Raw genomic sequence first — 25,427 nt, 5'->3', positions numbered from 1 at the left:
CCGTTGGTCGTGGCGAGCTGGATCTCGTCGGTTTGCCGGGCTGCCACCCGGCTCCCCCGCTCGGCCGAAGCCGAACGGGAAATTCTATGCGGCCGCGGCGGTCACGCGCTCGCGGAAGGTCACCACGTCCCGACCTGCCCAGGCGTTCACCTCAAGGAACGCCACCTGCAGCGGTTCGATCTCTAGGTCGAAGAACATGTCGGCGGCCTGGAGCGGATTGCCGAACCCGCTCGATCCCTGCGCCGGCACGATCCCCAGCACCTGCGGCGGCGTGCGGTGCGCGGCCAGCATGTCCTGCGCCGTTACGTTCTTGATGCCCAGGAACTCGTCCTTCGCGCCGGCCTCGGCGATCGGCATCAGCTTGATGCTGCCCTCCTTGCCGTTCGGCGCATGCACGAACAGGTTGCGGAAATTGCCCGGCCCCTTCGCCTGGCGCAGCGCGGTCTTCAGCGCGTCGGTGTCCTTCACATCGATCTCGCCGGTCGCGTACAGGATGAACCCGGCATGCGAGCCGTTGAGATAGTAGCGGCGCCGGAACAGCGTCGCCGCCTCGTTGAGCAGCGCCGACTGCAGCGCGCTCAGATACTCGGGCACGCCGTACAGCTCCTGGTTGATGTCGGGCTGCTGGATCTGCAGCACCTCGCCCGGCGCCCACGCCTCGGCATCGCGGACGTTCGGCACCCACCAGAACACGCCGGGCTGGATGCCCCGGCGCACATATTTCGCCGGCACATGCTCGAGCCTGATCGTGCCGCCGAGGCGGTTGGCCCGGCGCACGAAATAGGCGTTGCCGAAGATGAGGAAGTCGAGCGCAGCCGCGGTGAAGTCCTTCGCCGGCAGCAGCGCCGAGGCCTCGAAATATTTCACCAGCAGGTTGCGCTTGAGCTGGATCGCGGAGCTGTGGTGCGGGCTTGCCCGATAGGCGCGCGCCAGGCCGTCGAGCGGCACCGGCGGCTCGTACCAGCGGCCGTTGTCGTACGTCTCCAGCATGTCGAGAATGGTGCGCCGATCGAGCACCGGCTCCGGATCGCCGAAGCTGAAGGCCTCGATCGCGCCGCCATTGTCGTTCGCCACCAGCGCGCCGGCGGACGCCTGCGCCGCCTCGCCACGCGACATCGCACGCACCTTGCTCCGCTTCGACATCAGAAGATCTCCATCGAGCCCTTGGGCTTCTCTTTGCCGTCCAGCGGCTCGTTCATGAGGATGTGCATGGTCGCCCAGGCGACGTCGGCATGGCCGTCCTCGCCACCGCGCCCGGCCTTGAAGGTGACGTTGCGCCCGCTGCTGGTCGCCGTCTTCTTGATCGAGATGAACGACGACACGATGTCGAGCATGCCGCTGTCGAACGCCAGGCGCCCGCGGCGCACCACGTTCTGTGCCTTCATAACCATGCCCGCCTTCACCTCGAGCGAATATTCGATCTTGGTGACGCCCTTGATGCCGCTGTCGGGCTTGGCGAGCAGCTGGTAGACGCCGGCGCCGACGCCCGTCGCGTCGATGCCCAGGTACGTGCAATTGTACCGGGACAGCATCGCCTTGATGAACTCGGCCTGCTGTTCGAAGTCCTGCCCGCGCAGCTGGTGCTTTTCGAGGATCCGGAACGATCCGCCCGGCGCCGCCGGCGGCGCGGCGATCACCAGCGCGGCGTTGTCGCCGGTCTCGCTGTTCTGCGGATCATAGCCCGCCCAGACGGCACGCTCGCCGAACGGGCGCGCGGCCTCGGGATCGAAGTCGGTCCATTCGACCAGGCTGTCGCAGCCGAGCTTGACCAGGTCATTGAACTTGAACGCCGACAGGCTGTCGTCGACGAACACGCACCCGAACAGGTTGGCGAACTCGTCGTCGGCATATTCGTCGCGCAGCTCGTCGAGGTCGACCAGGTCGAACCCCTTGTCGATCGCGTCCTCGACGGTGACGATCTGGCGCCAGACCTTGTCCTCGCACAGCCGGCCGTCCTTCAGCGCGGCGTGACCGACGTCGATCTCGATGCGGTCCTCCTTCTTGCGCCGCCGGTTGCGCCGCTCGCCGGTCCAGTACGGATGGGCCGGGTGCGCCACCGTCGACGGCGTCGAGAAATAGGTTTTCCGCCACCGCTTATGCGTCGCCATGCCCGAGGCGACCTTGTTCAGCTCCTCGAAGCCGTGGACCCAGAAGAACTCGTCGAAATAGAAGTTTCCCGAGCGGCCCTGCGCGGTGCGGAAGTTGGTGCCCAGGAAGTGCAGCTCGGCCGCCGCCTCGCCCTCCGGCCGCAGTTCGCTCGTGATGAGCATCGGGTCGCCCTTCAGGTCGACACCGGCCTGCTTGGCAAACGCGATGATGTAGTTGCGAAACTGGTGCGCCTGGGCCTTGGATGCCGACAGGAAGATCTGGTTCCGCCCACTCTCGATCGCGTCCATCAGCGCTTCGAAGGCGAAGTAATAGGTCGCGCCGATCTGGCGCGACTTCAGGATCATGCGCGTGCGGCGGGACAGGTTCTCCCACCACGTCTCCTGATAGCCGAACAGCTGGTCTAGGAAGATCTCGCGCAGCTTTTCCGCCTGCTCGGCGGTGAAGTGGTTCGGCTTCTTCTTGGGCTTGCGCTCGCCGGCGTTACGATTGGCGACCTTGTCGTTGAGGTCACCCTCGTGCCCGCCCGGCGCCTCGTACCGGCGCACCTTGGCGAGCGCCGCGACCTGGCGGCCGAGCAGGTCGATCTCCTTGTAATCCTCGCCGGTTTTCTTCTGCTTGGCGACCAGCGCCATCCAGCGCGTCTCCAGGCAGTCCTCGAGCTTCGCGATCGACGGCGCCGCGTCCCATCCGCCGCGCCGGCGCCAGCTTTCAACCGTTGGGCGGGGCTGGCCCAGCTCGTCGGCGATCTGGGTCACGCCCCACCCGCGCCAGTAGAGGCTGCGCGCCTGGCGCTCGGGCGGAACGAAAGATGGGTCGGCAAGGATGGACATGGCGGCGCGACCTTGCCGTGCGCGCCATCGCCCGATCACCCGCCCGCTCTTGTGGAGACGCTCTCCACAAATCCGCTCGCTTGAGAAGCGCGGCGCCTTTCGGCCTGTCTGGGGCTCAGATCGCGGGCGTCAGCCCGGTAGCACCGAACGACCCCACGAGGACCGCACCGCCATGGGCACCAAGAGCAAGTTCTTCCGCGCCTTCGTCGCCGGCAACACCATCAGCGACGGCCGCACGATCACGCCGGAAATGATCGACCAGATCGTCGAGACCTTCAACGTCGTCACCTACACGCCGCGCGTCAACATCGAGCACATGGCGGGATACAGCCCGGAGCCTCCGTTCAACGGCTATGGCAGCGTGATCGCGGTAAAGGCCGAGGACGTCGACGTCACCATCGACGGCAAGGTCGAGAAGCGCCGCGCGCTCTATTGCCAGGTAGACGGCAACGACCAGCTGGTGAAGCTCGCCAAGGCCGAGCAGAAGCCGTTCCCCTCGGTCGAGCTGACCGACAGCTATGCCGGCTGCGGCAAGGTCGGCCTCGTTGGTCTCGCCTTCACGGATCGCCCTGCCAGCGTCGCGACCGAGGCGCTGAAGTTCTCGCGCAACGCGCCGGGCACTGTGTTCGCGGCGGCCGACGAAGCGGCCGAGATCGAGTTTGAGGCCGCGCAGGCAAGCGTCACGATCGCCGACAGCATCGTCGCGATGTTCTCGGCCGCCGCCGCCCGCCTCACCGGCAGCAAGGCCGACGACAAGCCTCCGGTCGAGGAAACGCCTGCGCCCAAGGAGCCGGCCAACGACAACTTCTCGACGGCAATTTCGCAGCTGGGCACGCAGTTCGCCGCCGCGCTCAAGCCGATCACGGACGCGCAGACCGCCATGGATGCCCGCTTCACCAAGCTCGAGGCGCAGCTCGCGAGCACCGAGGCACCCAGCACCTTCAGCCGCAAGCCGGCCACCGGTGCCGGCACCGACATCGTCACCGACTGCTGAGCCGCCCGGCTTCCTACCCCGTCAGCCCCTCTCGCCTCCCGGAGCCGTTTCATGCGCAACAAGACCCGTACCGCCTACCTCGCCTACAGCAGCCAGATCGCGATGCTCTCCAACGTGCCTTCGGCCGCGGAGAAGTTCGACGTCCTTCCCTCGGTCGCGCAGAAGCTGGAGGAAAAGACACAGGCATCGAGCGAGTTCCTGACGAAGATCAACTTCGTCACCGTCGACCAGCAGGAAGGCGAAAAGGTCGGCGTCGGCATCACCAGCTCGATTGCAGGGCGCACCGACACCTCGAAGGGCGAGCGTCAGCCGATCGACCCCACCGGCCTGACGGCGACCCGCTACCGCTGCGAGCAGACCAACTTCGACACCGCGATCTCCTATGCCAAGCTGGACGCCTGGGCGCACAAGCCCGAGTTCCAGACGATCATCCGCGACGCGATCACCAAGCGTCAGGGCCTCGACCGCATGATCATCGGTTGGCACGGCACCCATGTCGCCAAGCAGACGGATCGCGCCGAGTTCCCGCTGCTGCAGGACGTCAACAAGGGGTGGATCCAGCACACGCGCGAGGACGCGCCGGCACGGATCCTGAGCGACGGCAAGCACAGCGGCGATGCCGATGCTGCGGGCCATGAGCCGGCGATCTTCGTCTCGGCCAAGGGAACGGCGGATTACGTCAACCTCGACGCGCTGGTGTTCGACGCGCTGCAGCTGCTCGACGAACAGCACCGCCGTCGCACCGATCTGGTCGTGTTCGTCTCCGACGAACTGGTGCACGACAAGAAGTTCGCGCTGGTGAACGCCGCCGGCGACACTGCGACCGAGCAGCTCGCCCGCGACGTGCTGCTGCTGCAGGACAAGATCGGCGGCAAGCTGGCGGCGGTCGTGCCCAATTTCCCGGCCGGCACCGTCGTCATCACGACCTATGACAACCTGTCGATCTACAACCAGAACGGCACCCGTCGCCGGGCGCTGATCGACAATCCGAAGCGCGACCAGGTCGAGAACTTCGAGAGCGTCAACGAGGCCTATGTCGTCGAGGATTACGGCCTGATCGCAATCTACGAGAACATCGTCATGGAGGAAGCGGCCGCGGTCGAAGCGGACGCCGAAGCCGGCGCCTAACGCCGCCTCCCCGAAGTTGCCCGCCGTTTCAAGGAACCCGCAATGAGCCTCGCTCGCCAGCACCAGGCCCGTGTCCTGGGTAAGCAAACCGCCGAGGCCGTTCCTTTGAGCGGCGGGCACAGCCCCGCGCGGTCGACCGTTCCCCTTCCGGTCGACCGCGCGGCCACTACCATGGCCCGCCAAATCGGACTGCGGCTGACGCACGACCTGCGCCGGCTGAAAGAGATCAAGTCGGTTGCCGCCAAGATCGCGGCCAAGCGCGAAATGCTTCCGGAATATGCCCCTTGGATCAAAGGGCTGCTCGCCGGCTCGACGGAGGCTGGCGCCGGCATTTCCGGCGAAGTGCTGCCAACCATCATGGTCTGGCTGATCGACGTCGGCGACTATCCCGACGCGCTGGTTCTGGCCGAGCATGTCCTGCGCCACCGCGTCGCGCTGCCGACCCGCTACGTGCGCGACGCCCCGACGCTGATCGTCGAGGAAATCGCCGAGGCCGCGAACAAGGCGCAGGCCGCCGGCGAGCCGTTCGACCTGGCGGTGCTCGAGCATGTCGAGGCGCTGGTCCACGGCATCGACATGCACGACCAGGTCCGCGCCAAACTGATGAAGGCGATCGGCTACGAGCTGGACCGGACCGCTCGCGCTGCCGCCGAAGCCGGCGCCGATGCGGATGCGCTGTCGTTGCTCTGCCGGTCGCTCACCGCGCTGCAGGAAGCGCAAAAGCTCAACGACCGCGTCGGCGTCAAAACCACCATCCGCAGCGTCGAGAAGGCCATCAAGGCCGCGGCGCCGCAACCCGATCCTGCCGGCACGCCCGGCTGAACCAAGCTCGCCACCCGGCGCTCGGGGGCGGATCGTGCGACGCGGGAGGGCCTACGGGCTGAGGGCCGCGATCGGACCCGATCCCCACCCCCGAAATCACAGGAGATCCACCGCCCATGAGCGGCTTCAGCTTCAACGGCCCCAGCGTCACCGATGCCGCCCCGGAGGTTGTGACCAACGATGGCTGGCTGCCCGACGTCGATCCGGCGGCGGTCAAGAACGAGCAGCGGATCCCCGACAGCATCACCGGGCCGCGGCTGCGCGCCGCGATCGTCGCCGCGATCATCACCGTGGGTAACGAACTGGCGGACTGGCAGGCACGCCAGCAGGCCACCGGCTACCTCAGCCTCGCCGACGTGCCCGCGCCGAAGATCGACGGGCAGAGCCGCAATGCGCTGCTCTACCAGCGCGCGGTCGCCGCTTATGCCAAGGCCGATCTTGCCGAGCGTTATCGCGACGTCGACTTCACCGGCGCCGGCCAGCGCGACGCCGACGCGGTGCAGCCGTCGATCGGCGAGCTGCGCCGCGACGCCATCCATGCCGTGCGCGACATCCTCGGCCGCGCCCGCACCGACGTCGAGCTGATCTGATGGCCGACACGCTGCATGCGCAGCAGGGCGACACGCTCGACCTGATGCTGCACCGCGACTGCGGCCTTGGCCCCGAGGCGATCGACACCGTGCTCGCCGCAAACCCCGGCTTGGCCGCGCTCGGCCCGGTGCTGCCGGTCGGCACGCCGGTGCTGGTGCCGGATGCCGCCGTCGCCGCGCCCGCCACCGTCAAACTCCTTCAGCTGTGGGACTGAGCCCATGAAGATCCCTCCCGAATGGCTCGACGCCGCGCAGACGTTCGTGATCGGCCTCACACCTGGCGCGATCGGCTCCGCGGTCGGCCTCGCGCATGAAAAGGGGCTCAGCTGGGCCGAGCGCTTCACCCAGCTCGCCGCCGGCACTGTCGTGTCGTGGTTCGTCGCGCGCGCGCTCGGCGCCACCGTCGATCTCAACCCCTTCGTGCTGCAGGGCGTGAACTTCACCGCCGGCATGATCGCCTACAAGTCGACGCCCCGCTTCATCGCCGCCGCGGCCGACGTCGCCGGCGGCCTGCCCGCGGCGCTCCGCGACCGCTTTCTGCCCCGAAAGGATCCGAAGTGAGCAACACCGCCACGCGCGCGTCCGCGCCCAAGTCCCGCCTGCTCATGATCGTCGGCGCCGCCACCGCCGCGATCGTCGCGCCGTTCGTCGTCGGATGGGAGGGCGACGAGCGCGTCGGCTATCGTGACATCGTCGGCGTGGCGACGAAGTGCTCGGGCGACACCAGCAACGTCGTCGTAGGCCGCCGCTACACCGCCGCCGAATGCGCAGACAGCACCGATCGCCAGCTGGCTGCCCATGCCGCCCCGGTGCTCGCCTGCACGCCGCGGCTAAAGGGCCACCCCAACCAGCTCGCCGCCGCCATCTCGCTCGCCTACAACATCGGCACCAACGGCTATTGCGGATCCACAGTCGCCCGCCGCTTCAACGCCGGCGATTGGGCGGGCGCGTGCGATGCCTTCCTGATGTGGAACAAGGCCGGCGGCCGGGTCGTGCAGGGCTTGGTCAACCGCCGCCGCGCCGAGCGCGACCTCTGCCGAAAGGATCTGCCGTGACAAAGCTCTTCGCCGCGATCGGCGCGGCGCGCGAGTGGCTGACGCTGCTCGTCGTTGCCGGCGTCGGCGCCTGGCTCTACGTCCAGTATTCCGAAGCGCGCGCCGAGCGCGACGCCTTGGTGACGTGGGCCGAGGTCACCTGCGCCGGTGCCGGCGCTCCGTTCGAAGGCTCGGCCGAGGATCGCGTCGACAGCAACGGCAAGGCGGTGAAGGTCACCTTCGAGCGCGGCCAGCGCTGCCGCACCGCCGTCACCGCTGCCGTCGCCTTCAAGGCGAGATCCGACCAGGAGACGGCCCAGCTGCTCGCTGACGCCATGCGCGCCCGCGAGACCAAGGCCGCCGCCGACTCTGCCCTTGCCCGCACCGCCGCGGAGGCCGCGCGCGACGCCGCCCTGCGCATGGAGACCGCCGATGCTGAAGCTTCCGCCACGAACCGCGTCGATCGCCCTTGGTTTGCTGCTCTCAACGACGTTGCCGGGCTGCGCGCGCCGCGCCGTTGAGGTGCCGGTTGCGACGCCGATGCCGGTCGCGGTGCCGGTGAAGGATACGCCGCCGGCCGAGCTGCTGGCGTGCCCGGAGGCACCCGCGGGCTTCCCGCTGGATGCGGAGGCGAGCATGCCCGATGGTGTGCGCGCTGCGGCCATCCGTCTCGCCCGCGCCTTCCGCGCGCGGGGCGACCAGCTGGTGCGGCTGATTCGCTGGCATGATCTGGAGGCGTGCCGGTGAAGAAGCCCCAGGCGTTGCGGCAGCACCTGCTCGACAGCGTGGCCGCGCTTGCGGCCGATCCGACCAAGCTCGACCTGTTCGTCGACAAGGGGCGGCTCGTCTGCCGCCCCACCGCCTCGCTGTCGTTCGCCTATCGCTACAGCCTCAACATCGTGGCGCAGGATTATGCCGGCGACGTGAACACGCTCATGGTGCCGCTGCTCGCCTGGATCGCTGCGAACGAACCGGATCTGCTCGCGAAGGATCCGCACGAGCCCTTCACCTTCGAGACCGAGATCCTCGACGGCGACCGCGCCGACGTGTCGATCGAGCTCGAGCTGTCGGAGCGCGTGCGGATTCAGGGCGGCGCGCTGGTGTACGTTCCCGACGCGCCGGTCGAGGATAGCTTCGGCATCGCCGCGCGCCTGGCGCAGATCGCGCTTACCGACGTGGAGGTGCCCGAAACCACGCTGGTGCCCCAGGCGTGAACCACGACCTCGAGGAGGTGGAGAAGCTCGCTGGCGCGCTTCTGCGCAGCCTTTCGGCTGCGGAGCGTCGCCGCGCGCTCCGCCGGGTTTCACGCGCGCTGCAGAGGTCGCAGCGTGACCGCATCGCGCGCCAGAAGAACCCCGATGGCAGCACGTTCGCGGAACGCAAGGAACGGCCGGCGCCCCGCCGTGGCAATCATGCGGTGAAGTTCCTCTACCCCAAGGGCTCGAGCGAACCCCGCCTGGTCTATATGAAAAGCTGGGTGCACGACGGCCCGCTGCTGACCGGCTTCGACATCGAGGCGGGCGGCATGCGCAGCTTCTTCTGGGACAAGGTCGACAGCTGGCTGCCGGTGTCTGCCGAGGAACAGAACAAGGGAGCGGGCAAGCTTCGTCGCAACGGGCACATCCGCCGCAAGGCGATGTTCCGCAAGCTGCGCGGCCCCGACTTCCTGGAAGCCGGATCGACCGACACAGAGGCTTGGGTCGGGTTCGCGGGGCAGGCGGCGCGCGTCGCCAGCATCCACCAGCAAGGTGGAATGGATCGCCCGTCGCTGAAGGCGAAGCCGGTTCGCTACGCTAGGCGCACGATCCTTGGGGTGACCGAGGCGGATCGCACGCGGATCCTCGATCTGCTGTTCGAGCAGATCGCCGCCCGCTGATCCGGCTCTTGTGGAGAGCATCTCCACAAACCCGCGCGTCTAGCCTGACCGGCACCGCGCCCGCGACATGGGCGGCATGTCCGCCGGCACCGCCTCCACCCTCGACCTCTCCAGCCTTCCGGCGCCAGACCTGATCGAGCAGCTGTCGTTCGACGACGTGCTTGCTCGCATGGTTGCGGACGTGCGTCTGCGGCTGCCGGGCTTCGATGCTACGGTCGATTCCGATCCGGCAGTCATCGTCCTGCAGGTCGCGGCCTATCACCTGCAGCTGCACGTTGCCGCCGTGAACGACAAGGCGCGTCAGCTGATGGTCGCCTCGGCAACGGGTGCCAACCTCGACCATCTTGCCGCCTTGGTCGGCGCATCCCGCCGCACGGTTGATGGCGGTGATCCTGGACAGGGCATCCCGCCGAAACTGGAAGGCGACGACGAACTGCGCCAGCGCATAGTCCTGGCGCCGGAAAGCTTCTCGGTGGCGGGCCCCGAACTCGCCTATGTCTATCATGCCAAGGCGGCGGACGGTGCCGTTCTGGACGCCCGCGCAACGTCGCCCGCGCCCGGCGAAGTGCTGGTATCGGTGCTCGCGCGCGAGGGGGACGGCAGGGCCTCGGCCGAACTGCTCGGCAAGGTGGCAGCGGTGGTGAACAGCGACAGCGTCCGTCCGCTGGGCGACCTGGTCACCGTCGCCTCCGCCGAGATCCGGCCGTTTGCCCTCGATGCGCGGCTCGTCACCTTCTCCGGGCCCGACATCGGCCTCGTCCTCGCCGCCGCACGCTCGAGCCTCGACGTATATCTTGCGAGCAGCCGACTGCTCGGCCGCGACATCACCCTCTCCGGCCTCTTCGCCGCGCTGCACGTCGCCGGCGTCATGCGGGTCGAGATCCTCGCGCCGACTGCCGACATCGTCTGTGGCGCCACCCAGGCGGCGCACTGCACCGGCGTCACCTTGATCCACGGCGGCTATGGCGACTGATCGCGTCTCGCTGCTGCCGCCCAACGCCACCCCGCTGGAGCGCGCGCTCGAGCAGGGCGTCGCGCAGCTGGGCGAGGTGCCGTACCCGCTCGAGCTGCTGTGGGATCCGCAGGCCTGCCCGGCCGAGCTGCTGCCTTGGCTTGCCTGGGGGCTGTCGGTCGACAGCTGGGACGCCGAATGGACCGAGCAGGACCGGCGGGATGCCGTCTCCAACTCCATTTCCCTTCACCGGATCAAGGGCACGCCCGCGTCGATCAAGTCTGTGCTCGCCCGCTTCGACCAGCTGCTCGAGTTGATCGAGTGGCACCAGGCGACGCCGCGCGCGGATCCGCACACCTTCGAGGTGCGCCTGCCGATCGCCGGCGATGGCATCGAGCCCGGTGGGCGCCGCGCCACTGCCGACTTCGCCAGCGCGATCGTGCGCGAAATCGGCCGCGTGAAGCCCGCGCGCGAGCACTTCATCCTCGCCCAGACGCTCGCGCTCACCAGCGCCGTCGCCATCCAGGGCGCAGGCCGCCTTGCTGACGTGCGCCGCGCCGACACCACTCCCGACTTCGACACCTCGCCCGCCTGGGACTTCTACCTCCAGACCGAGGACGGCGAGCCGCTCCAGGCTGAGGCGGGCAGCTTTCTGGACACCGCCCCATGAGCAAACTCGTCCTCGTCATCACTCAAGCGGGCCAGGCCCGCTTTGCCGCTGCCCAGCTCGGCGACACGATCGACCTTCAGGTCGCGCGCGTGGGGCTTACCGATCGCGCGTTCGTGGCAGCACCGACGCTCACCGGACTGCCCGGCGAGTTCCGCAGCGTCGAGACGGTTTCGGGCGCCGTGGTGGGCGACAACATCGTGCACATGATCGTGCGCGACGCCGAGCCGCTTGCGTACACCGTGCGCGGTTTCGGGCTGTTCCTGGCGGATGGCACGCTGCTCGCCGCTTATTGCCACGACGCGCCGCTGTTCGAAAAATCGACCGCGAGCGAGATGCACCTGGCGCTCGACATCGCCTTCCCGGTCGGACAGGTGGCCGCGCTCACCTTCGGCGACACCAACTTCCTCAACCCGCCGGCCACGACGGAGATCAAGGGCGTCGCCGAACTGGCGACGCAGGCGGAGGTGGACGCCGGCACCGACGCGGCCCGCATCGTCACCCCGCGCACGCTCGCGCAGCGCCTGTCGGCGCTCACCACCTCGATCTTTGGCCGCAAGGTCGCGACCGCCGGCCTCGCCACCGGCGGCGGCGACCTCTCGGCCGATCGCACCATCACCGTCACCGCCGCCAGCGCCGCCGAGGCGGACGCCGGTGCGCTCGCGACCAAGGCACTGACGCCGGCCAGCCTCGTCAACGTGCTCGCCTCGATCGCCGCGCGCGTGCCGCTCACCCGCCGCATCAACACCTCTGGGCTGGTGCTCGGCGGTGCCACGCTCGCTACCGATCCGACCATTTCGGTGCCCGCCGCCACAGCTGAGCAGTTGCTCGCTGCTGCAGCGAGCAACGTGGCACTGACCCCGCAGTCGTTCGGAGGGCTTGCCAAGCTCTTCGACGCCAACGGCTATTACACCCTTCCCGGCGGGCTGATCGTTCAGTGGGTCAGTTATCGCGCGCTGCTGGCGGACGAGCCCGCGGTGACACTGACCTATCCGATCGCCTTCCCCAACGGGTGCCTGTTCGCGCTGACCTGCCCGTACATCTCCGCGTCCAGCCAGGCGCGCGACGGGTGGACCCAGATCGTCGGCAACCCCGGTCCCGCGTCCTGCCTCATCCAGGTGCAGGCCGACGATCAGAACGACCGCCGCATCGACGGCATCAACCTCCTCGTCATCGGACGCTGACCCATGGCCAAAATCACTGCCCTCGATGTCGCCGAGCAACTGTCCGGCGAAGAGCTTCTTCCGATCGTCCAAGGGGCGAGCACCAAGTGCGCCACCATGGCTGCCTTCCGCGACCTCATCACGCCGTTCTTGCAATACTGGTACAAGGGCGACCGGGGCGACACAGGCCCCGCAGGCAACACCTACACCAGCTACGCGGCGATGCAGGCCTCGGACCCCACCCGCAAGTCTGCGCGCCTGGTGGGCGACACCGACGTGCCCCCGCATCCTGATGGTCCATACAGCAACCCGACCGGTACGATCGGCGGGTGGGTCGCTCAGCGGACGGACGGCGTCATTTTCAAGCGTCCAGCGCCTACTGCAGTGGCACAGACTGCAAGCGCTACGCTCGCCGCATATGCGGTGACGGCGGAGCAGTTCGGCGCGATCGGCGATGGCGTGGCGGATGACGCCCCTGCGATCCAGCGCGCGATCAATCACATTGTGGATACCGCGACCGCAACGCCTGGGCAGACGCGACCTGGCGTGGTGCTTCTGGCTCCCGGCAAATGGTACAAGTGCGGCTCTGCGTTGGTCATCAACGCCAGCTGCGTCAGCATGACGGGCTACGCGACGCTGGATTTCAGCTCTTGGACCGGGACATATATCACCGTCACCGGCCGGCTCACCGAATTCGGTAACGGCTATGGCCGGCATGGTTGCTTCGAAGGCGCTATCGCGATTGTCGGGTCAGGCGCCGGCAATGCGGCCGGCATCGGCGTCATGCTCGAAAACACCGTTGCAAGCGGAAATGCCCGCACCCGTCTTGTCGGCCTCAGCATCACCAAGTGCGGCTTTGGCGTCTGGTATGGTGCGCGCGCGTACAACACGCTGCTGTTCAACTGCCAGATTTTCGACTGCGGCACATGCGTCCACTGGCCTGGCGATACGCCTGACGCAGACGAACGCAACTTCCTGCTCGCGTGCGACCTGTATAACAGCAACCTCGCGATCAAGCACAGCCGGCCGGCAGGCAATCTGTTTCTGAGCGCTTGTTCCATCGACTATGTGAACCGGGTCTGGGACCTTACAAACGGCAAGATCTCTGCAGGTACCTGCCATTTCGAAGCGTCCAATTGGAATGATCGCCCGTTCAACACGAACGCTGGTGATGCGCGAGCCATCATAGACGGTGGCTGGATCGTGCAGCAGCATAACTACGGCAACGCCACCAACCTGTTCTACGTCGGCGCCAGCGCGGCTGTGAAGCTGCGCGACGTGCTGACCAACAACACACACAATCTTGCCACGCCAAACGACACCACGCCGACGACCTGGGCCACGGGCCCGGGCCGGTTCGAGATGACCGGAACCGAACCCGCGTTCGAATTCGGCGGGTTTCCGGCGCGCCAGCACAATAGCGCCAACCGGCTGTCGGACGGTGAATTCGAGCGACTGAAAGTTGACGAAAACGGGCAGGTCACGGGCAGCGAGGACTTGATCTGGATACGCGCGGATCAAGGCGGGATCACGTCGCGCTACGCGGCTGAGAACCTGAAGCTCGAACGCTCGACGGTCAATCAGTATGACGGGGCAGCGTGCCTTCGCATCAACAAGCAGTATGGCAGCTATTCCAGTGGCCAGGTCGTCGTTGCCTGCATCCCGGTGCGCTACGGGGACAAGGTCACGGCCGGTATTCGGGTGCGGACCGCGCCTGATCGCCCTGGATATGACCAGCGGTTGGTCATGCGTGGCGAGTTCGTCAAAATCGATGGGTACACCACGGCGAACCGACCAAACATCGTGCGCAGCCAGTCGCCGGGCGAGATCACGATCACCCCGCCCACCGACAAGTACCGACTGCAAACCTTCTATGGGCCGGCGTCACAAATCGTGGTGCCGCCATGGGCGACGCATTTTCTGATGAACGTCGATACCGTCTTCGCGAACCAGGCCTCGTTCCTGGTCGATGGGGCGTGGATCGATATTGGGTGAAGGATAAGGCGATGTGGAACACTCCGGATATCGATGATCTGCAGCTCGTACCGGCTGATGCACGGAGAAAACCGGCGACCGGCTATGAGATCAATCTTCGCAATCCTCACTTGATGTCGGAGGATCTGGAGCCTTTCGTCGTCACGCCGACCAATCCTGCGCGCCGTTTTGCGGGCGATGAGGGATCTATCGTTGTGCCTCTGGCGCCGGAAGACCCAGGTCGCCCGGGAAAGCTCGACTTTTCCAAGATGTCCCAGGTGAAGCCGGAATTTCAGGGAGTGTTTCTGGTGTTCCCGAACTTCGCCGCGGTTCTGGCTTCGTCGCTTGGAGCCCGCTGGGTGGAGCCTGTTCACGCCATTCAGCCCCGCGCGGCGCTGGGCTGAGGACGTGGGCAGGGTAGAGCCAGTGCTCATCTGACGAATGCGCCCTCGCTCTTGTGGAGACGCTTTCCACAAGAGCGGGACCGCGCGAAGGCTCGGCGACCGCGCCAAGGTCGCTTGCATGGGCGACACTCCCGACCTCCCTCGGCTAATCGGCGACATCGCGCGCCTTGGCGTTATCGCCTCTCGCAGCGGCGACACCTGCCGAGTGCGGGTCGGCGACCTGCTCACCGGCGACCTGCCGTGGATCTCTGGCCGTGCCGGCAACGCCCGCGTCTGGTCGCCCCCAAGCATCGGCGAGCAGGTTCTCCTGATCTGCCCCGAGGGCGACGCTGCCGCCGGAATCGTACTACCGGGCATCTTCTCCGAAGCAAATCCGGCGCCGGCCGATGACGACGCATGGCTGGTGACCTTCGAAGACGGCACCCGCCTGCGCTACGATCCCGCCACCCACGCGCTCGAGGCGATCCTCGCCCCCGGCGGCACCGCTGCCATCGACGCGCCCGGCGGGCTCACCATCCGCGGCTCCGTCACCATCGAAGGGACGCTCACCGCGACCGAGGACGTGGTCGCCGCCGGCAAGAGCCTCAAGGATCACGTGCACCTCAAGGTGCAGCCCGGCACCGGGATTTCCGGAGCGCCGCAATGATCGGGATGGATGCGTTGACCGGCAAGCCGCTCGCCGGCGCCGACCACCTCGAGCAGTCGGTAGGCAAGATCCTCGGCACGCCGCTCGGCAGCCGCGTCGGCCGGCGCGACTTCGGCTCGCGCCTGCCCGAGCTGCTCGACCAGCCCATGAACGCCCGCACCCGCGTGCTGATCTACGCCGCCACGGCCGATGCCCTGCGCCGCCACGAGCCGCGCATCGCGCTCTCCCGCGTCAGCTTCGTGGCCGGCGATCGCCCCGGCAGCGCAGTGCTGACCCTGCAGGGCAGCCGCACCGACACCGCGGCTGCCGCTTCCGCCCTGTTGCTCACCGTCCCCGTCCGCGCCGCCTGAAAGGATCCACCATGGCTGCCCTCCCTGACTACCGCCACGGCATCACCGTCTCCGAAACCGCCACCGTCTCGCGCGCGATCTCGACGATCGCCACCGCCGTGATCGGCCTGATCGCGACCGGCCCCGCCGCCGACGCCGCCGCGTTCCCGCTCGACCGGCCGGTGCTGGTCGAGGATCTCCCCGCCGCCATCGCCAAAGCCGGCGCGACCGGCACGCTCAAGCACGCCCTCGAGGCGATCCTCGTCCAGGTGCGCGCGCCCGTCGTCGTGGTGCGCGTCGCCGATGCCGCCGATCCGGACGCCACCTCGCTGAACGTCATCGGCACCGACGTGGCCGGCCGGCGCACCGGCATGCAGGCGATGCTTGCGGCCGAGGCCCTGCTGGGCGTGAAGCCGCGCATCCTCGGCGCCCCCGGCCTCGACGATGCCGATGTTGCCGAGGCGCTGGGCGAGCTGGGCGATCGGCTGCGCGCCATCGCCTATGCCCGTGCCGAGGGCGACGACGTCGAGACCGTCATCGCCTACCGTGGCGCCTTCACCTCGCGCGCGCTGATGCTGATCCATCCGGATTTCACCGTGCGCGACGCCGGCGCGATCGTCACCAGCTACGCCGTCGCCCATGCAATGGGCCTGCGCGCCGCGATCGACAAGACGGAGGGCTGGAACAAGACGCTGTCCAACGTGGCCGTAGCGGACGTGGTCGGCATCACCCGCGACATCGCCTTCGACCTGCAGGATCCGGAGTGCGACGCCAACCGGCTCAACGCCCATGACGTGACCACGCTGGTGCGCTTGAACGGGCAGCTTCGCTTCTGGGGCTCGCGCACCTGCTCGGAAGACCCGAACTTCGCCTTCGAAAGCGCGACCCGCACCGCGCACATCATCGCCGACACGATGGCGAACGGCCTGGTCTGGGCGATCGACCGCCCGCTGCTCCCCAGCCTCGCACGCGACATCGTCGAGGAGATCAACGCCGCGTTCCGCCAGATGAAGTCGGCGGGCCAGATCCTCGGCGCCGAGGCCTGGTACGACCCGAGCCGTAACCCGACCGAGAGCCTCAAGGTCGGCAAGCTCGCCATCTCCTACCGCTACACGCCCACGCCGCCGCTCGAGCAGCTTGGCCTGGTGCAGGAGATCACCGACGAGTTCCTCGCCGACTTCTCCAGCCTCGCCACCGCCGGCTGATCGCCACCACGCCCTTAGAATTGGAGAACCACCATGGGCTTCCCCCGCAAGCTTAAGCAGATGGCGCTGTTCATCGACGGCCGCTGGGTCGACGAAACCGCGTCGGTCACCCTTCCCAAGCTCACTCGCAAGCTCGAGGAGTATCGTGGTGGCGGCATGGGCCGCCCCGTCAAGACCGACATGGGCGGCGAAGCCCTGGAGGCCGAGTTCACCTGCGCTGGCGTCGTGCGCGACGTGCTGCGCGGCTATGGCGCCTCGATCGCAGGCGTCGCGCTCCGCTTCGCCGGATCCTACGAGAACGACGACACCGGCGAGATCACGTCGGTCGAGGTCGTGCTGCGCGGCCGATACGAAGAGATCGACATGGGCGAAAGCAAGCCCGGCGAGGACACCGAGCTGAAGGCGAAGATGGCCGTCGCCTATTACAAGCTCGTCTGGAACGGCCGCACCGAGATCGAGAGCGACCCGATCAACATGATCGAGATCGTCGACGGCGTCGACCTGATGGCGCCTCACCGTGCCGCGCTCGGCCTCGGCTGATCCCCTCGGCGCCGGTTCGCCGGCGTCGCCTTTCTTCCCGCTCCATAGGAACCGACCATGACCGAACAGACTGCCGCGCCCAGCGCCGGCGCCAAGTTCCGCAAGTTCAAGCTCGACCACGAGATCGTCGTCGCTGGTGAAGTGCTCCACGCCGCCGGCACCGAGATCACGGTGCGAAAGCCCGGTGCCGGCGAGATGCGCGGGCTTACCCTGATGGGCCTCAGCCAGCTCGACTATAACCAGCTCGAGCGGCTCGCCCCGCGCATCACCAGCCCCGTGCTCACCAAGCAGGTGTTCGGCGAAATGGATCCGGCCGACCTGATGCAGTTCGGCGGCGAGGTGATGGATTTTTTGCTGCCGACTGCCGCCAAGGAGGCGGTCTCCCCGACCGAGTAGAAGACGCCATGGCCGACCTGGCGCTCGTCTTCGGATGGGTGCCGGCGGACATGGACCCCATGACCCTGCCCGAACTGATGGAGTGGCGCGAGCGCGCCGCCAAACGCCACAACCCCAAGGAGTGACCCGGTGGCCGACCGCAACCTGCGCATCCGCATGCTGCTCGAGGCGGGCGACCGGGTCACCCGGCCGCTGCGCGATATCGCCGGCGGCTCCACTCGCGCCGGCCAGGCGCTCAAGATCACGCGCGATCGGCTGAAGGAGATCAACCGCGCGCAGCAGGACGTCGGCGATTTCCGACAGCTGAAGGCGGGCCTGCGCACCACCGAACAGGCATTGCAGGCCGCACAGACGCGCGTCGGCCAGCTCGCGCGCGAAATGCAGGCTACCGACAATCCGACCAAGAAGCTGGCCGCCGACTTCGCCCGCGCCAAGCGGGAGGCGCAGCAGCTCGGGCAGCAGCACGAAAGCGAGAGCCGCCGCCTGCAGGAGCTGCGCGACCGATTGCGCGCCGCCGGCGTCGCCACCAACGACCTCGCCCGTCACGAACGCGATCTGCGCCAGCAGGCCCGCGCCACCAACGAGGAGCTGGCCGAGCAGGAGCGGCGCTTACAGGCCGCGTCAGCGCGCGCCCAGCGCATGGCCCGCGCACGCGACGGGTTCGGCCGCGTCCAGGGCGCCGCGGTCGGGCTCGCCGCGAGCGGCGCCTCCGGCATCGCTACCGGCATGACGCTCGGGCGTCCGCTGATCGCCGCCATCGAAGACGCGCAGGCCTATGAGTCGGTGATGACCGACATCGGGCAGAAGGCCGATCTGTCGCGCGAGGCGTCCGCGCAGATGGGTCGCAACCTGCTGATCGCCGCCGGCAAGGCCAACCAGCTGCCCGAGGCTCTGCAGCAGGGCGTCGACGTGCTGGCCGGCTTCGGCCTCGATCCGCGCCAGGCGACGCAAATGATGACGCCGATCGGGCGCGCGGCCACCGCCTACAAGGCCGAGATCGCGGATCTCGCCGCCGCATCCTTCGCCGCGCACGACAACCTCAAGGTGCCGCTCGAGGACACCGCCCGCATGATCGACATCATGGCGCAGGCGGGCAAGTCGGGCGCCTTCGAGGTCAAGGACATGGCGGCCTATTTCCCGTCGCTCAGCGCCGCTTATCAGGGGCTGGGCCAGACGGGCGTCGCCGCTGGCGGCGATCTCGCGGCCGCCCTGCAGATCGTGCGCAAGGGCGCGGGCGACAGCGCCACCGCCGCCACCAACCTCGGCAACATCCTGCAGAAGATCACGTCGCCGGCGACCGTGCGCGCCTTCAAGAAGATGGGCGTCGACCTGCCGGCGTCGCTGAAGAAGCTCTACGCCGAGGGCAAGACCCCGATTGAGGCGATCTCCGAGCTGACGAACAAGACGCTGAAGGGCGACCTGTCGAAGCTCGGCTACCTGTTCGAGGACGCCCAGGTGCAGCAGGGCCTGCGCCCGCTGATCCAGAACATGGAGGAATATCGCCGCATCCGTGGCGAAGCCATGGGCGCAAGCGGCACCACAGACACCGACTTTGTCGGCCGTCTCGAGGACAGTGCCGAGAAGACGAAGCGCTGGACGATCACCAGCCAGCGGCTTTCCCGTACCCTTGGCGGCATGCTGCTGCCCAGCGTCAGCGCGCTCGCCGACAAGGCCTCCGGCTTCCTTGAGCGTGCGAACGCCTGGGCCGAGGCCAATCCCCAGCTCGCCAAGGGCGCGGCGATTGCCGCCGGCGTCCTCGCCGCGCTGTTCCTGGTGCTGGGCGGCGGCGCGATTGCAATTGCCGGCATCCTCGCACCCTTCGCGGCGCTGACTTTCGTCGCCGGCGCCTTCAACATCGCCATGCTGCCGATGATCGGCATCGTCGCGGCCGTCGTCGCCGGCATCGCGCTGCTCGCGGCTGCCGCGTATCTCGTTTACGCCAACTGGAGCGGCATCGCCGCCTGGTTCTCCGGCCTCTGGGCCAGCATCAAGAGCTTCTTTTCCGCAGGGATCGACGCAGTCGTCGGCTTCGCCTCCACGCTGTGGCCACGCCTCAAGGGCTACCTGTACGGATGGATTGTCTATCTGTCGCCGTTGCCTGGGATGCTGGCAGAGATTGGGCGCAACCTTATTCAGGGCCTCATCAACGGCGTCACGGGCATGCTTGGCAAACTGAAGTCGACGATCGTCGGCACCGCCAACTCGGCCGCGACCTGGTTCAAGCAGAAGCTCGGCATTCACTCGCCGAGCCGCGTCTTCATGGGCTTTGGCGGCTTCATGATGGAAGGGCTCACCAACGGCATAGCGGCCGGGGAGGGCGCCCCGATCGCCCGGCTCGATAAGCTGTCCCGCCGCATCGCCGGCGCGGTCGGCACCGGCCTCGCGGTGCCCGCGCTGGCGGCCGGTGCGCCTGCGGCAGCGGCCGCAGCGGGTTCCGCCGGTGGCGGCCCGGCGGCAGCTGCGGGCGCCCGCTACGAGCCGCACTTCCACGCCGCGCCCGGCATGGACGAGCGTGAGCTGTTCGACCTGTGGAAGAAGTGGTTTTCCGACCACCAGAACCAGGCGAGCGCGCGTGACCGCTCCAGCTTCACCCGCCCTGACGATTGGGATGAATAACGATGCTGATGGCTCTGGGCATGTTCCCCTTCGACCTGCCGCTGCTCGCCTATGAGGAGCTGCAGCGCCGCACCGATTGGCGCCACGCGCGCAACCCGCGCATCGGTGCGCGCGACGCGACGCAGTTCACCGGCCCGGGCGACGACACCATCAGCCTGTCGGGCACCGCCTATGCCGAGCTGTGCGACGGGCAGGCCTCGCTCGCCGAGCTGCGCCGCATGGCCGATGCCGGCGAAGCCTGGTCGCTGGTCGACGGCGCCGGCAGGATCTACGGCGCCTTCGTCATCACCGCTTTGGACGAAAAGCACAAAATCTTCTTGGCCGATGGCACTCCCCTGCGCATCGACTTCGGCCTCGATCTGCTGCGCGTGGACGAGGAGCGCGCATGAAGCCGCGCAACAACATCCCCGATTTCCGTGTGCACCTGGGCGACCGCGACCTGACGGACAAGCTGCGCCCGCGGCTGATGTCGCTTGGGCTCACCGAGAAGCGTGGCGACGAGGCCGATCAGCTCGACCTGGTGCTCGACGACAGCCGGCACGACATTCCGCTGCCCGCCGCCGGCGCGACGCTGCGAATCCAGCTGGGCTGGCTGTCCGGGGCCGACGTGCAGCCCGGCCTGGTCGACAAGGGCAGCTTCGTGGTGGACGAGGTCGAGCACAGCGGCCCGCCCGACGTCGTCACCATCCGTGCCCATTCCGCCGACTTCACCGGCGCGCTCACCACCCGGCGCGAGCATAGCTGGCACGACACCACGCTGGGCGCCGTCGTTGCCGCACTCGCCGGCCGCAACGGGCTCACCGCGCGCATCGCCCCGGCGCTCGCCGCCATCGCCGTGCCCGCGCTCGCGCAGAGCCGGGAGAGCGATCTCGCCTTTCTGCGCCGCCTCGGCCGCCAGCACGACGCGGTTGCCACCATCAAGCAGGGCCTGCTGATCTTCAGCGGCAAGGGCGCGGGCGTGACGCCCGCCGGCGGCGCGATCCCGTCGCTCACCATCAATAGGCGGGAGGGCGACAGCCACCGCTTCCGCGTTGAGAAACGCGAAGAGGCGACCGGCATCACCGCCAGCTGGCACGACCGCAAGGGCGCGAAGCGGCAGACGGTGACGGTCGGGGAGGGGAAGGGCGCCAAGCGCCTGCGCAAGGTCTACCCGAACGAAGCGGCCGCGCGCGAGGCGGCCAGTGCGGCAAAGGCGCGCGCCGGTCGGCAGCCGCGCAGCCTGGAGCTGACGTTCGCGCTCGGTCGCGCGGATCTTTATCCAGAGCGGCGGGTTGCGACCTCCGGCTTTCGGCCGGAGATCGATAAGCTTGGGTGGCTGGTCGAAGAGGTGTCGCACAGCCTCTCCAGGGATAGAGGGTACACGGTCAGTGCGAAGCTGGAGGGCGCCTAGAAGCGCGCCCAGAGCGCCTTCCGGTCGGTACCAGCTCCCACTACCAACCGCCAACGCTTGAACCCGGTTTCGGCAGACACCTTCATGGAAGTCGGCCACAGGGAAACCCGCTCGTTATCGAAGCCGTGCTCGCCGCCAACTGGAAGAGCGACGATTGACGCAATCCCAGCATTGACGATCAAATCGCCGGGTTCCCCCTTGCTGGCATCTGCGGCGAATGCGCTCGTGTAATCGACCTCGATGACAGGTTCGGGGAACAATACACCCCGGACCGTAGGTATCGCAGATGCGAGATCCACGAAGCGGAATTGGTAGTCGGGTGCATCAAGATATACCGCGCGCTGTTTCGCGTGGGATACGGTAAGCAGCCACTGGCGACCGACGGGGCGCTGAGTATCATGCAGGATAAACAGCCCCGCGCCCTGATGTTTGGCGTCCACCTCTTCGATCGCGTCAAGAGAAACGAAGTTTTCGATCGTGGTAATGCCCATGCCTGCCAACCTCTTGCTCGTGAAGCGTGGAACTTCATCGGGGGTTTGATAGACCAAGCGGCTCACCTACGCAGGGCGCAGCGGCGAGCGATGACCTTGCCCGTGTCCCATTTCGGAACGTATGCAGCTGCTTTGGCGCGCAGCTGATAGCACGACAGGTCCACCCCGTTCACCCGCACCCGTGCCAGCGTGCGGCCGTAGCGGTCCCGCCCGCGCCGCTCGATCGTCGCCTTTCCCTCGATCGCCGCAGCCAGCGACTCCTTGGACGCTTGCGGGTCGCCTTTGGCGCACCTCCGGCCGCTTCGGCAATGTCCCGGCAGCTCGGGTGCGTCGATCCCGAGCAGCCGGATACGCTCCCGCCCACACCGCAGCGTGTCGCCGTCGATCGCGACCAGCAAGCAGGCGAGGAGCGCGCTCAGTTTACTGACCGTCTAGTGATATGGTGGCCACTCGTGCGGAGCAGTCGGATTGCCGAACAACGCCAGTCGCCGTGGGATTGTTCGTCCCTCCGAAGCCGTTCTTCGCGCGATACCGCATAAAGATCATGTGCTCGCCGTCTTTGTCGACTGGGGTGATGCGGGTCTCAACGTGCTCGAAAGATTCCGGATCGCGCAGAGCGGCCTTCACCTTCTCGGTGAAGCTGTTGTTCGATCCATCCCACTCGCTCAGGCAATGCATGCCTTTGCGTCGATCCTCCGCCGCCGCGACTTCTTTGGCTTTCGCCTCCTCGGGTGTTTCGGATGAGCCGCTGCACATGCCGAGAGCTGCCAGCAGGACGCCCCCGAGTACCAGACAGCCGATCGCTCCGGCTTTCGTATCGTTCTTCTTTTTGTCCTGCGCCGCTTTCACTTCGGCAGGATCAAACTCGTGCCCGCAATGTCGGCAGACTAGCGCGTCGGCTTTCACCACCTCAGCGCAGCGCGGACACTTCTTCTCGTCTGCCTTCATTAAGCCCCCCCTGTGCCCCCCTAAAACCCTAGCGCCTCATCCCAAGGCATAACCCGATGCACGGCGGCGACCTGCTCGTTCGGCACCGCGAAGGTCGCGTCCGGATTGAACTGGCGCAGCATCACCGCCCCCGGCCGGCGCCGCACCAGTTGCTTGATCAGGACGTGCCGCACTTCCTCACCGTCGAACGTCGGGCCGCGCAGCTGCACGACGACGTCGTCGCCGACGCCCGGAGAACGCTTCGGGTCGATCAACAGGCGCCGGCCCGAGTCGTAGCGGGGCTCCATCGAGTGACCGGCAACCTCCACGACATAGAGGTCGGGCCGCCCGGTCACCCCGATCGGGCGCGCCATAAAGTCGATCGCCTCGACCATATGCACTTCCGTCTGTTCGACTTTCACCACGACGCCGGTTTCATCGTCGTACTCGATGTCAGCGCCTAACGCGCTACCGTAGATCGGAAGCGTCTTTGGCAGGCGCCGAAACGTGTCAGCCGAGAAGCCGCCTTCCGCCGGAATGGTGCGCTCGATCCCATTCTCGCGGCCGAGCAGCCAATCTGAGGTGGTGCCGAGTTCCGCAGCGATGGCGTCGAGCCGCGCTGCCCCGGGCATGGCGCCCTTCCTGATGATGTTCCGGATACCGTCAGGCTGGCCGAGTGCTGCCATAGAGACTTCGCGTGCTGTCACGCCCAGCTCCAGCAGCTTAGCCTCAAGCCGTTCTTTCAGGATTTCAGGCGCGGCACCCATGACGCGCTTCTGCCTCAGCATGCCGCTTGCCGCGAGCGTCAAGTTTGACGTTGACAAGAGCGTCACGCCTGACGCACATGAGCGGTATGGACAACGCCTATCAAACCGCGCTGGCGACAGTCGCAGACGCTTACGAGGCCGCTGTAGCTGAGCATGGAGGAAAGTCCCTCGCTCGCATTGCAACGATCGTCGTCAGCAGTGGCGCCTTCTTCACGCGGCTGCGGGAGGGCAAAACCTTCCATGTCCACAATCTCGAAAAGTTCGCGGCCTGGTTCCGCGAGCCCGCCAACTGGCCGAACCTGTCGATCCCTCACGATGCCGCTGCCGCGCTGACCAGCATCGGCCGTCCCCCATTCCCGCTCATGCCGCACTCGTACCGCACGGGTGCGGCATCGGTCGCGTCCAATCCCGCACCCGTTTTTGACCCGGCGGTTCGCTCGTGACGAAGCCGAAGACCCCGAACACCTCGGCCCATGCCGTGACGCGGATCGTCGGCCTGCTCGGGTTCGAGCTTAGCCGCGAGATCGTCGGCCGGTCCAAGCACTGCCTGCGCGGGTGGATGAACGAGGATCGCACGTCCTGCCCCACCTGGCGGCAGGCCATCGCCCTGGACGCCGCCTTTGCCGCAGCCGGCGGGGAGGGGGCGCCCCTGCTGGAGGCCTATGCCGACCAGCTCGAGGTGACCATCGCCCGCCGCACCGCCTGCCATCGCGCCCTGGTCGCCGACATCGCCTCCGCATCCCGCGAGTTCGGCGAAGCGATCGAAGCCACCGTTTCCCTTACCCAGCCCGGCCACAGCGAGAACGACACGCGGCGCGCCCTGATCGAGATCGACCAGGCTGAGAGCGCCCTCGTCCGCATGCGCCGGCGGGTCACCAGTTTCCTGACGTTCGGCGCGGGGTCGGCCGCAGGGAAGACCGGGGGAGCCCAATGAGTAAGATTACCCGTCACCGCCTACCCACTATCAGCTGCCCGCACTGCGGCGCGCGGTCGATGGTCCGCACCAGTGAGGAACTCGACAACCTGGTGCGCGAGATCCGCTTCACCTGCTCGGACGAGGAGTGCAACCACAGCTTCCTCGCCCAACTGTCGATCATTCGCACGATCCGCCCGAGCGGGAAGCCCAACCCCAAGGTTCACCTGCCGGTCGCCAACCCGCAGCTTTGCGGCCCGAAGCCGCGCCACGCCAACGACGACACGCCCGAGCCGGCGAACGACGTCGGCGTGACGCCGCCCCCGGCTGAAATCACCATGAGCGGCTGATCCTGCGCGGCCTCGGCCGCACGCACCGCTCCCGACCCGACCGAACACCCGCCGGACCCGGCGGCAGCTCCCCCGCTGCCGGGAACGCCCCCGGCTTGCCTGAAAGATCGACCCCGCTCCCATGCGTGAAGATTTGCACCGAGAACTGACTGCCAAGCTCAAGGCCGACTATGGCTTCGAGGAAAAGGGCACGTTATCTGGACAGTCTGCACCGTGCCTGTCGCTTCATTGAACGGTATGATCCGGGCACGACGCAGGGGGTCATCAGGCCGGATGAAGCGCTATCCATAAGCTGGCGTAGTCCGGCCTGATGG

34 protein-coding genes are annotated in these 25,427 nt (G+C 67.5%); 28 read left to right on the top strand and 6 right to left on the bottom strand.

Annotated elements, in window-relative coordinates:
• Positions 1-84: 84 nt before the first annotated feature.
• Positions 85-1,143, bottom strand: a complete 1,059-nt coding sequence (locus tag MHZ35_RS13835; protein ID WP_239436187.1) for a phage portal protein — start codon at positions 1,141-1,143, stop codon at positions 85-87.
• Positions 1,143-2,939, bottom strand: a complete 1,797-nt coding sequence (locus MHZ35_RS13830) for a terminase large subunit domain-containing protein (protein ID WP_239436186.1) — start codon at positions 2,937-2,939, stop codon at positions 1,143-1,145. Before MHZ35_RS13830 ends, MHZ35_RS13835 begins: the two co-directional genes overlap by 1 nt.
• 172 nt (positions 2,940-3,111) lie before the next feature.
• Here MHZ35_RS13830 and MHZ35_RS13825 point away from each other — a divergent pair, with 172 nt between their 5' ends.
• The 25 genes from MHZ35_RS13825 (at position 3,112) to MHZ35_RS13705 (ending at position 21,665) form a co-directional block, all read left to right on the top strand.
• Positions 3,112-3,933: a GPO family capsid scaffolding protein gene (locus tag MHZ35_RS13825; protein ID WP_239436185.1), complete on the top strand. Its 822-nt coding sequence runs from the start codon at positions 3,112-3,114 to the stop codon at positions 3,931-3,933.
• 51 nt (positions 3,934-3,984) lie between these two features.
• On the top strand, positions 3,985-5,061 hold the full coding sequence (locus MHZ35_RS13820; protein ID WP_239436184.1) for a phage major capsid protein, P2 family: 1,077 nt from the start codon (positions 3,985-3,987) through the stop codon (positions 5,059-5,061).
• Between the two features lie 171 nt (positions 5,062-5,232).
• Positions 5,233-5,883, top strand: a complete 651-nt coding sequence (gene gpM, locus MHZ35_RS13815) for a phage terminase small subunit (protein WP_239436183.1) — start codon at positions 5,233-5,235, stop codon at positions 5,881-5,883.
• Positions 5,884-5,999: 116 nt separating this feature from the next.
• Positions 6,000-6,473 (top strand): head completion/stabilization protein, encoded by a 474-nt coding sequence (locus MHZ35_RS13810; RefSeq protein WP_239436182.1) that lies wholly within the window; start codon positions 6,000-6,002, stop codon positions 6,471-6,473.
• Entirely contained in the window at positions 6,473-6,688 is a 216-nt protein-coding gene (locus MHZ35_RS13805) for a tail protein X (protein WP_239436181.1), read from the top strand. The genes MHZ35_RS13810 and MHZ35_RS13805 overlap by 1 nt, the downstream gene beginning before the upstream one ends.
• A 4-nt stretch (positions 6,689-6,692) precedes the next feature.
• Positions 6,693-7,034, top strand: a complete 342-nt coding sequence (locus tag MHZ35_RS13800) for a hypothetical protein (RefSeq protein WP_239436180.1) — start codon at positions 6,693-6,695, stop codon at positions 7,032-7,034.
• The gene (locus MHZ35_RS13795) at positions 7,031-7,528 is read left to right on the top strand and encodes a lysozyme (RefSeq protein ID WP_239436179.1); all 498 of its coding nucleotides are present in this window, start codon (positions 7,031-7,033) and stop codon (positions 7,526-7,528) included. The genes MHZ35_RS13800 and MHZ35_RS13795 overlap by 4 nt, the downstream gene beginning before the upstream one ends.
• Complete coding sequence (locus tag MHZ35_RS13790) at positions 7,525-8,028, top strand: hypothetical protein (RefSeq protein WP_239436178.1); 504 nt, start codon at positions 7,525-7,527, stop codon at positions 8,026-8,028. Before MHZ35_RS13795 ends, MHZ35_RS13790 begins: the two co-directional genes overlap by 4 nt.
• 19 nt (positions 8,029-8,047) lie before the next feature.
• Positions 8,048-8,254, top strand: a complete 207-nt coding sequence (locus MHZ35_RS13785; protein ID WP_239436177.1) for a hypothetical protein — start codon at positions 8,048-8,050, stop codon at positions 8,252-8,254.
• Complete coding sequence (locus MHZ35_RS13780; RefSeq protein ID WP_239436176.1) at positions 8,251-8,721, top strand: phage tail protein; 471 nt, start codon at positions 8,251-8,253, stop codon at positions 8,719-8,721. Before MHZ35_RS13785 ends, MHZ35_RS13780 begins: the two co-directional genes overlap by 4 nt.
• Positions 8,718-9,383 carry a phage virion morphogenesis protein gene (locus MHZ35_RS18155; RefSeq protein WP_239436175.1) on the top strand — a complete coding sequence of 222 codons (666 nt, stop codon included), beginning with the start codon at positions 8,718-8,720 and terminating at the stop codon, positions 9,381-9,383. Before MHZ35_RS13780 ends, MHZ35_RS18155 begins: the two co-directional genes overlap by 4 nt.
• Before the next feature lie 76 nt (positions 9,384-9,459).
• On the top strand, positions 9,460-10,356 hold the full coding sequence (locus tag MHZ35_RS13770) for a baseplate assembly protein (protein WP_239436174.1): 897 nt from the start codon (positions 9,460-9,462) through the stop codon (positions 10,354-10,356).
• Positions 10,346-11,005 (top strand): phage tail protein I, encoded by a 660-nt coding sequence (locus MHZ35_RS13765; protein ID WP_239436173.1) that lies wholly within the window; start codon positions 10,346-10,348, stop codon positions 11,003-11,005. The genes MHZ35_RS13770 and MHZ35_RS13765 overlap by 11 nt, the downstream gene beginning before the upstream one ends.
• Positions 11,002-12,186 (top strand): gp53-like domain-containing protein, encoded by a 1,185-nt coding sequence (locus tag MHZ35_RS13760; protein WP_239436172.1) that lies wholly within the window; start codon positions 11,002-11,004, stop codon positions 12,184-12,186. The genes MHZ35_RS13765 and MHZ35_RS13760 overlap by 4 nt, the downstream gene beginning before the upstream one ends.
• 3 nt (positions 12,187-12,189) lie before the next feature.
• The gene (locus tag MHZ35_RS13755; RefSeq protein ID WP_239436171.1) at positions 12,190-14,160 is read left to right on the top strand and encodes a hypothetical protein; all 1,971 of its coding nucleotides are present in this window, start codon (positions 12,190-12,192) and stop codon (positions 14,158-14,160) included.
• An 11-nt stretch (positions 14,161-14,171) separates the two neighbouring features.
• Complete coding sequence (locus MHZ35_RS13750) at positions 14,172-14,543, top strand: hypothetical protein (RefSeq protein ID WP_239436170.1); 372 nt, start codon at positions 14,172-14,174, stop codon at positions 14,541-14,543.
• A gap of 118 nt (positions 14,544-14,661) precedes the next feature.
• The gene (locus tag MHZ35_RS13745) at positions 14,662-15,189 is read left to right on the top strand and encodes a phage baseplate assembly protein V (RefSeq protein ID WP_239436169.1); all 528 of its coding nucleotides are present in this window, start codon (positions 14,662-14,664) and stop codon (positions 15,187-15,189) included.
• A complete protein-coding gene (locus MHZ35_RS13740; RefSeq protein ID WP_239436168.1) occupies positions 15,186-15,539 on the top strand; it encodes a GPW/gp25 family protein in 354 nt (117 codons plus the stop codon). Before MHZ35_RS13745 ends, MHZ35_RS13740 begins: the two co-directional genes overlap by 4 nt.
• Positions 15,540-15,550: 11 nt before the next feature.
• Entirely contained in the window at positions 15,551-16,723 is a 1,173-nt protein-coding gene (locus MHZ35_RS13735; protein WP_239436167.1) for a phage tail sheath subtilisin-like domain-containing protein, read from the top strand.
• A gap of 33 nt (positions 16,724-16,756) precedes the next feature.
• On the top strand, positions 16,757-17,263 hold the full coding sequence (locus MHZ35_RS13730) for a phage major tail tube protein (RefSeq protein ID WP_239436166.1): 507 nt from the start codon (positions 16,757-16,759) through the stop codon (positions 17,261-17,263).
• Positions 17,264-17,320: 57 nt separating this feature from the next.
• Positions 17,321-17,659, top strand: coding sequence for a phage tail assembly protein (locus MHZ35_RS13725; RefSeq protein WP_239436165.1), 339 nt, complete (start codon positions 17,321-17,323; stop codon positions 17,657-17,659).
• Positions 17,660-17,667: 8 nt separating this feature from the next.
• Positions 17,668-17,784, top strand: a complete 117-nt coding sequence (locus MHZ35_RS13720) for a GpE family phage tail protein (RefSeq protein ID WP_239436164.1) — start codon at positions 17,668-17,670, stop codon at positions 17,782-17,784.
• A gap of 4 nt (positions 17,785-17,788) precedes the next feature.
• On the top strand, positions 17,789-20,275 hold the full coding sequence (locus MHZ35_RS13715) for a phage tail tape measure protein (RefSeq protein WP_239436163.1): 2,487 nt from the start codon (positions 17,789-17,791) through the stop codon (positions 20,273-20,275).
• Positions 20,276-20,277: 2 nt separating this feature from the next.
• Positions 20,278-20,664, top strand: a complete 387-nt coding sequence (locus MHZ35_RS13710) for a phage tail protein (RefSeq protein ID WP_239436162.1) — start codon at positions 20,278-20,280, stop codon at positions 20,662-20,664.
• The gene (locus tag MHZ35_RS13705; RefSeq protein ID WP_239436161.1) at positions 20,661-21,665 is read left to right on the top strand and encodes a contractile injection system protein, VgrG/Pvc8 family; all 1,005 of its coding nucleotides are present in this window, start codon (positions 20,661-20,663) and stop codon (positions 21,663-21,665) included. The genes MHZ35_RS13710 and MHZ35_RS13705 overlap by 4 nt, the downstream gene beginning before the upstream one ends.
• On the opposite strand, the gene MHZ35_RS13700 is transcribed toward MHZ35_RS13705, so the two are convergent.
• From MHZ35_RS13700 to MHZ35_RS13685, 4 genes are read right to left on the bottom strand one after another with little or no spacing between them, the layout of a single operon-like run.
• Positions 21,662-22,213, bottom strand: a complete 552-nt coding sequence (locus MHZ35_RS13700) for a hypothetical protein (RefSeq protein WP_239436160.1) — start codon at positions 22,211-22,213, stop codon at positions 21,662-21,664. The two genes, MHZ35_RS13705 and MHZ35_RS13700, sit on opposite strands and share 4 nt — an antisense overlap.
• Positions 22,214-22,218: 5 nt before the next feature.
• Positions 22,219-22,554 carry a thermonuclease family protein gene (locus MHZ35_RS13695; protein ID WP_239436159.1) on the bottom strand — a complete coding sequence of 112 codons (336 nt, stop codon included), beginning with the start codon at positions 22,552-22,554 and terminating at the stop codon, positions 22,219-22,221.
• Positions 22,555-22,576: 22 nt separating this feature from the next.
• Entirely contained in the window at positions 22,577-23,104 is a 528-nt protein-coding gene (locus MHZ35_RS13690) for a zinc ribbon domain-containing protein (protein ID WP_239436158.1), read from the bottom strand.
• A gap of 20 nt (positions 23,105-23,124) precedes the next feature.
• Entirely contained in the window at positions 23,125-23,871 is a 747-nt protein-coding gene (locus MHZ35_RS13685; protein ID WP_239436157.1) for a S24 family peptidase, read from the bottom strand.
• 56 nt (positions 23,872-23,927) lie between these two features.
• On the opposite strand from MHZ35_RS13685, the gene MHZ35_RS13680 reads away from it, so the two are divergent.
• From MHZ35_RS13680 to MHZ35_RS13670, 3 genes are read left to right on the top strand one after another with little or no spacing between them, the layout of a single operon-like run.
• Positions 23,928-24,293, top strand: coding sequence for a hypothetical protein (locus tag MHZ35_RS13680; RefSeq protein ID WP_239436156.1), 366 nt, complete (start codon positions 23,928-23,930; stop codon positions 24,291-24,293).
• Positions 24,290-24,784, top strand: coding sequence for a hypothetical protein (locus tag MHZ35_RS13675; protein WP_239436155.1), 495 nt, complete (start codon positions 24,290-24,292; stop codon positions 24,782-24,784). Before MHZ35_RS13680 ends, MHZ35_RS13675 begins: the two co-directional genes overlap by 4 nt.
• Complete coding sequence (locus tag MHZ35_RS13670; RefSeq protein ID WP_239436154.1) at positions 24,781-25,113, top strand: ogr/Delta-like zinc finger family protein; 333 nt, start codon at positions 24,781-24,783, stop codon at positions 25,111-25,113. The genes MHZ35_RS13675 and MHZ35_RS13670 overlap by 4 nt, the downstream gene beginning before the upstream one ends.
• The last annotated feature ends 314 nt before the right edge of the window (positions 25,114-25,427 follow it).

Origin of the sequence: Sphingomonas sp. ACRSK (assembly GCF_022346685.1) — a bacterium.
In the GTDB taxonomy this organism is placed as follows: Bacteria; Pseudomonadota; Alphaproteobacteria; order Sphingomonadales; family Sphingomonadaceae; genus Sphingomonas; species Sphingomonas molluscorum.
The sequence above is the reverse complement of the archived record's forward strand: the minus strand, read 5'-3'. Positions and strand labels throughout refer to the sequence as shown.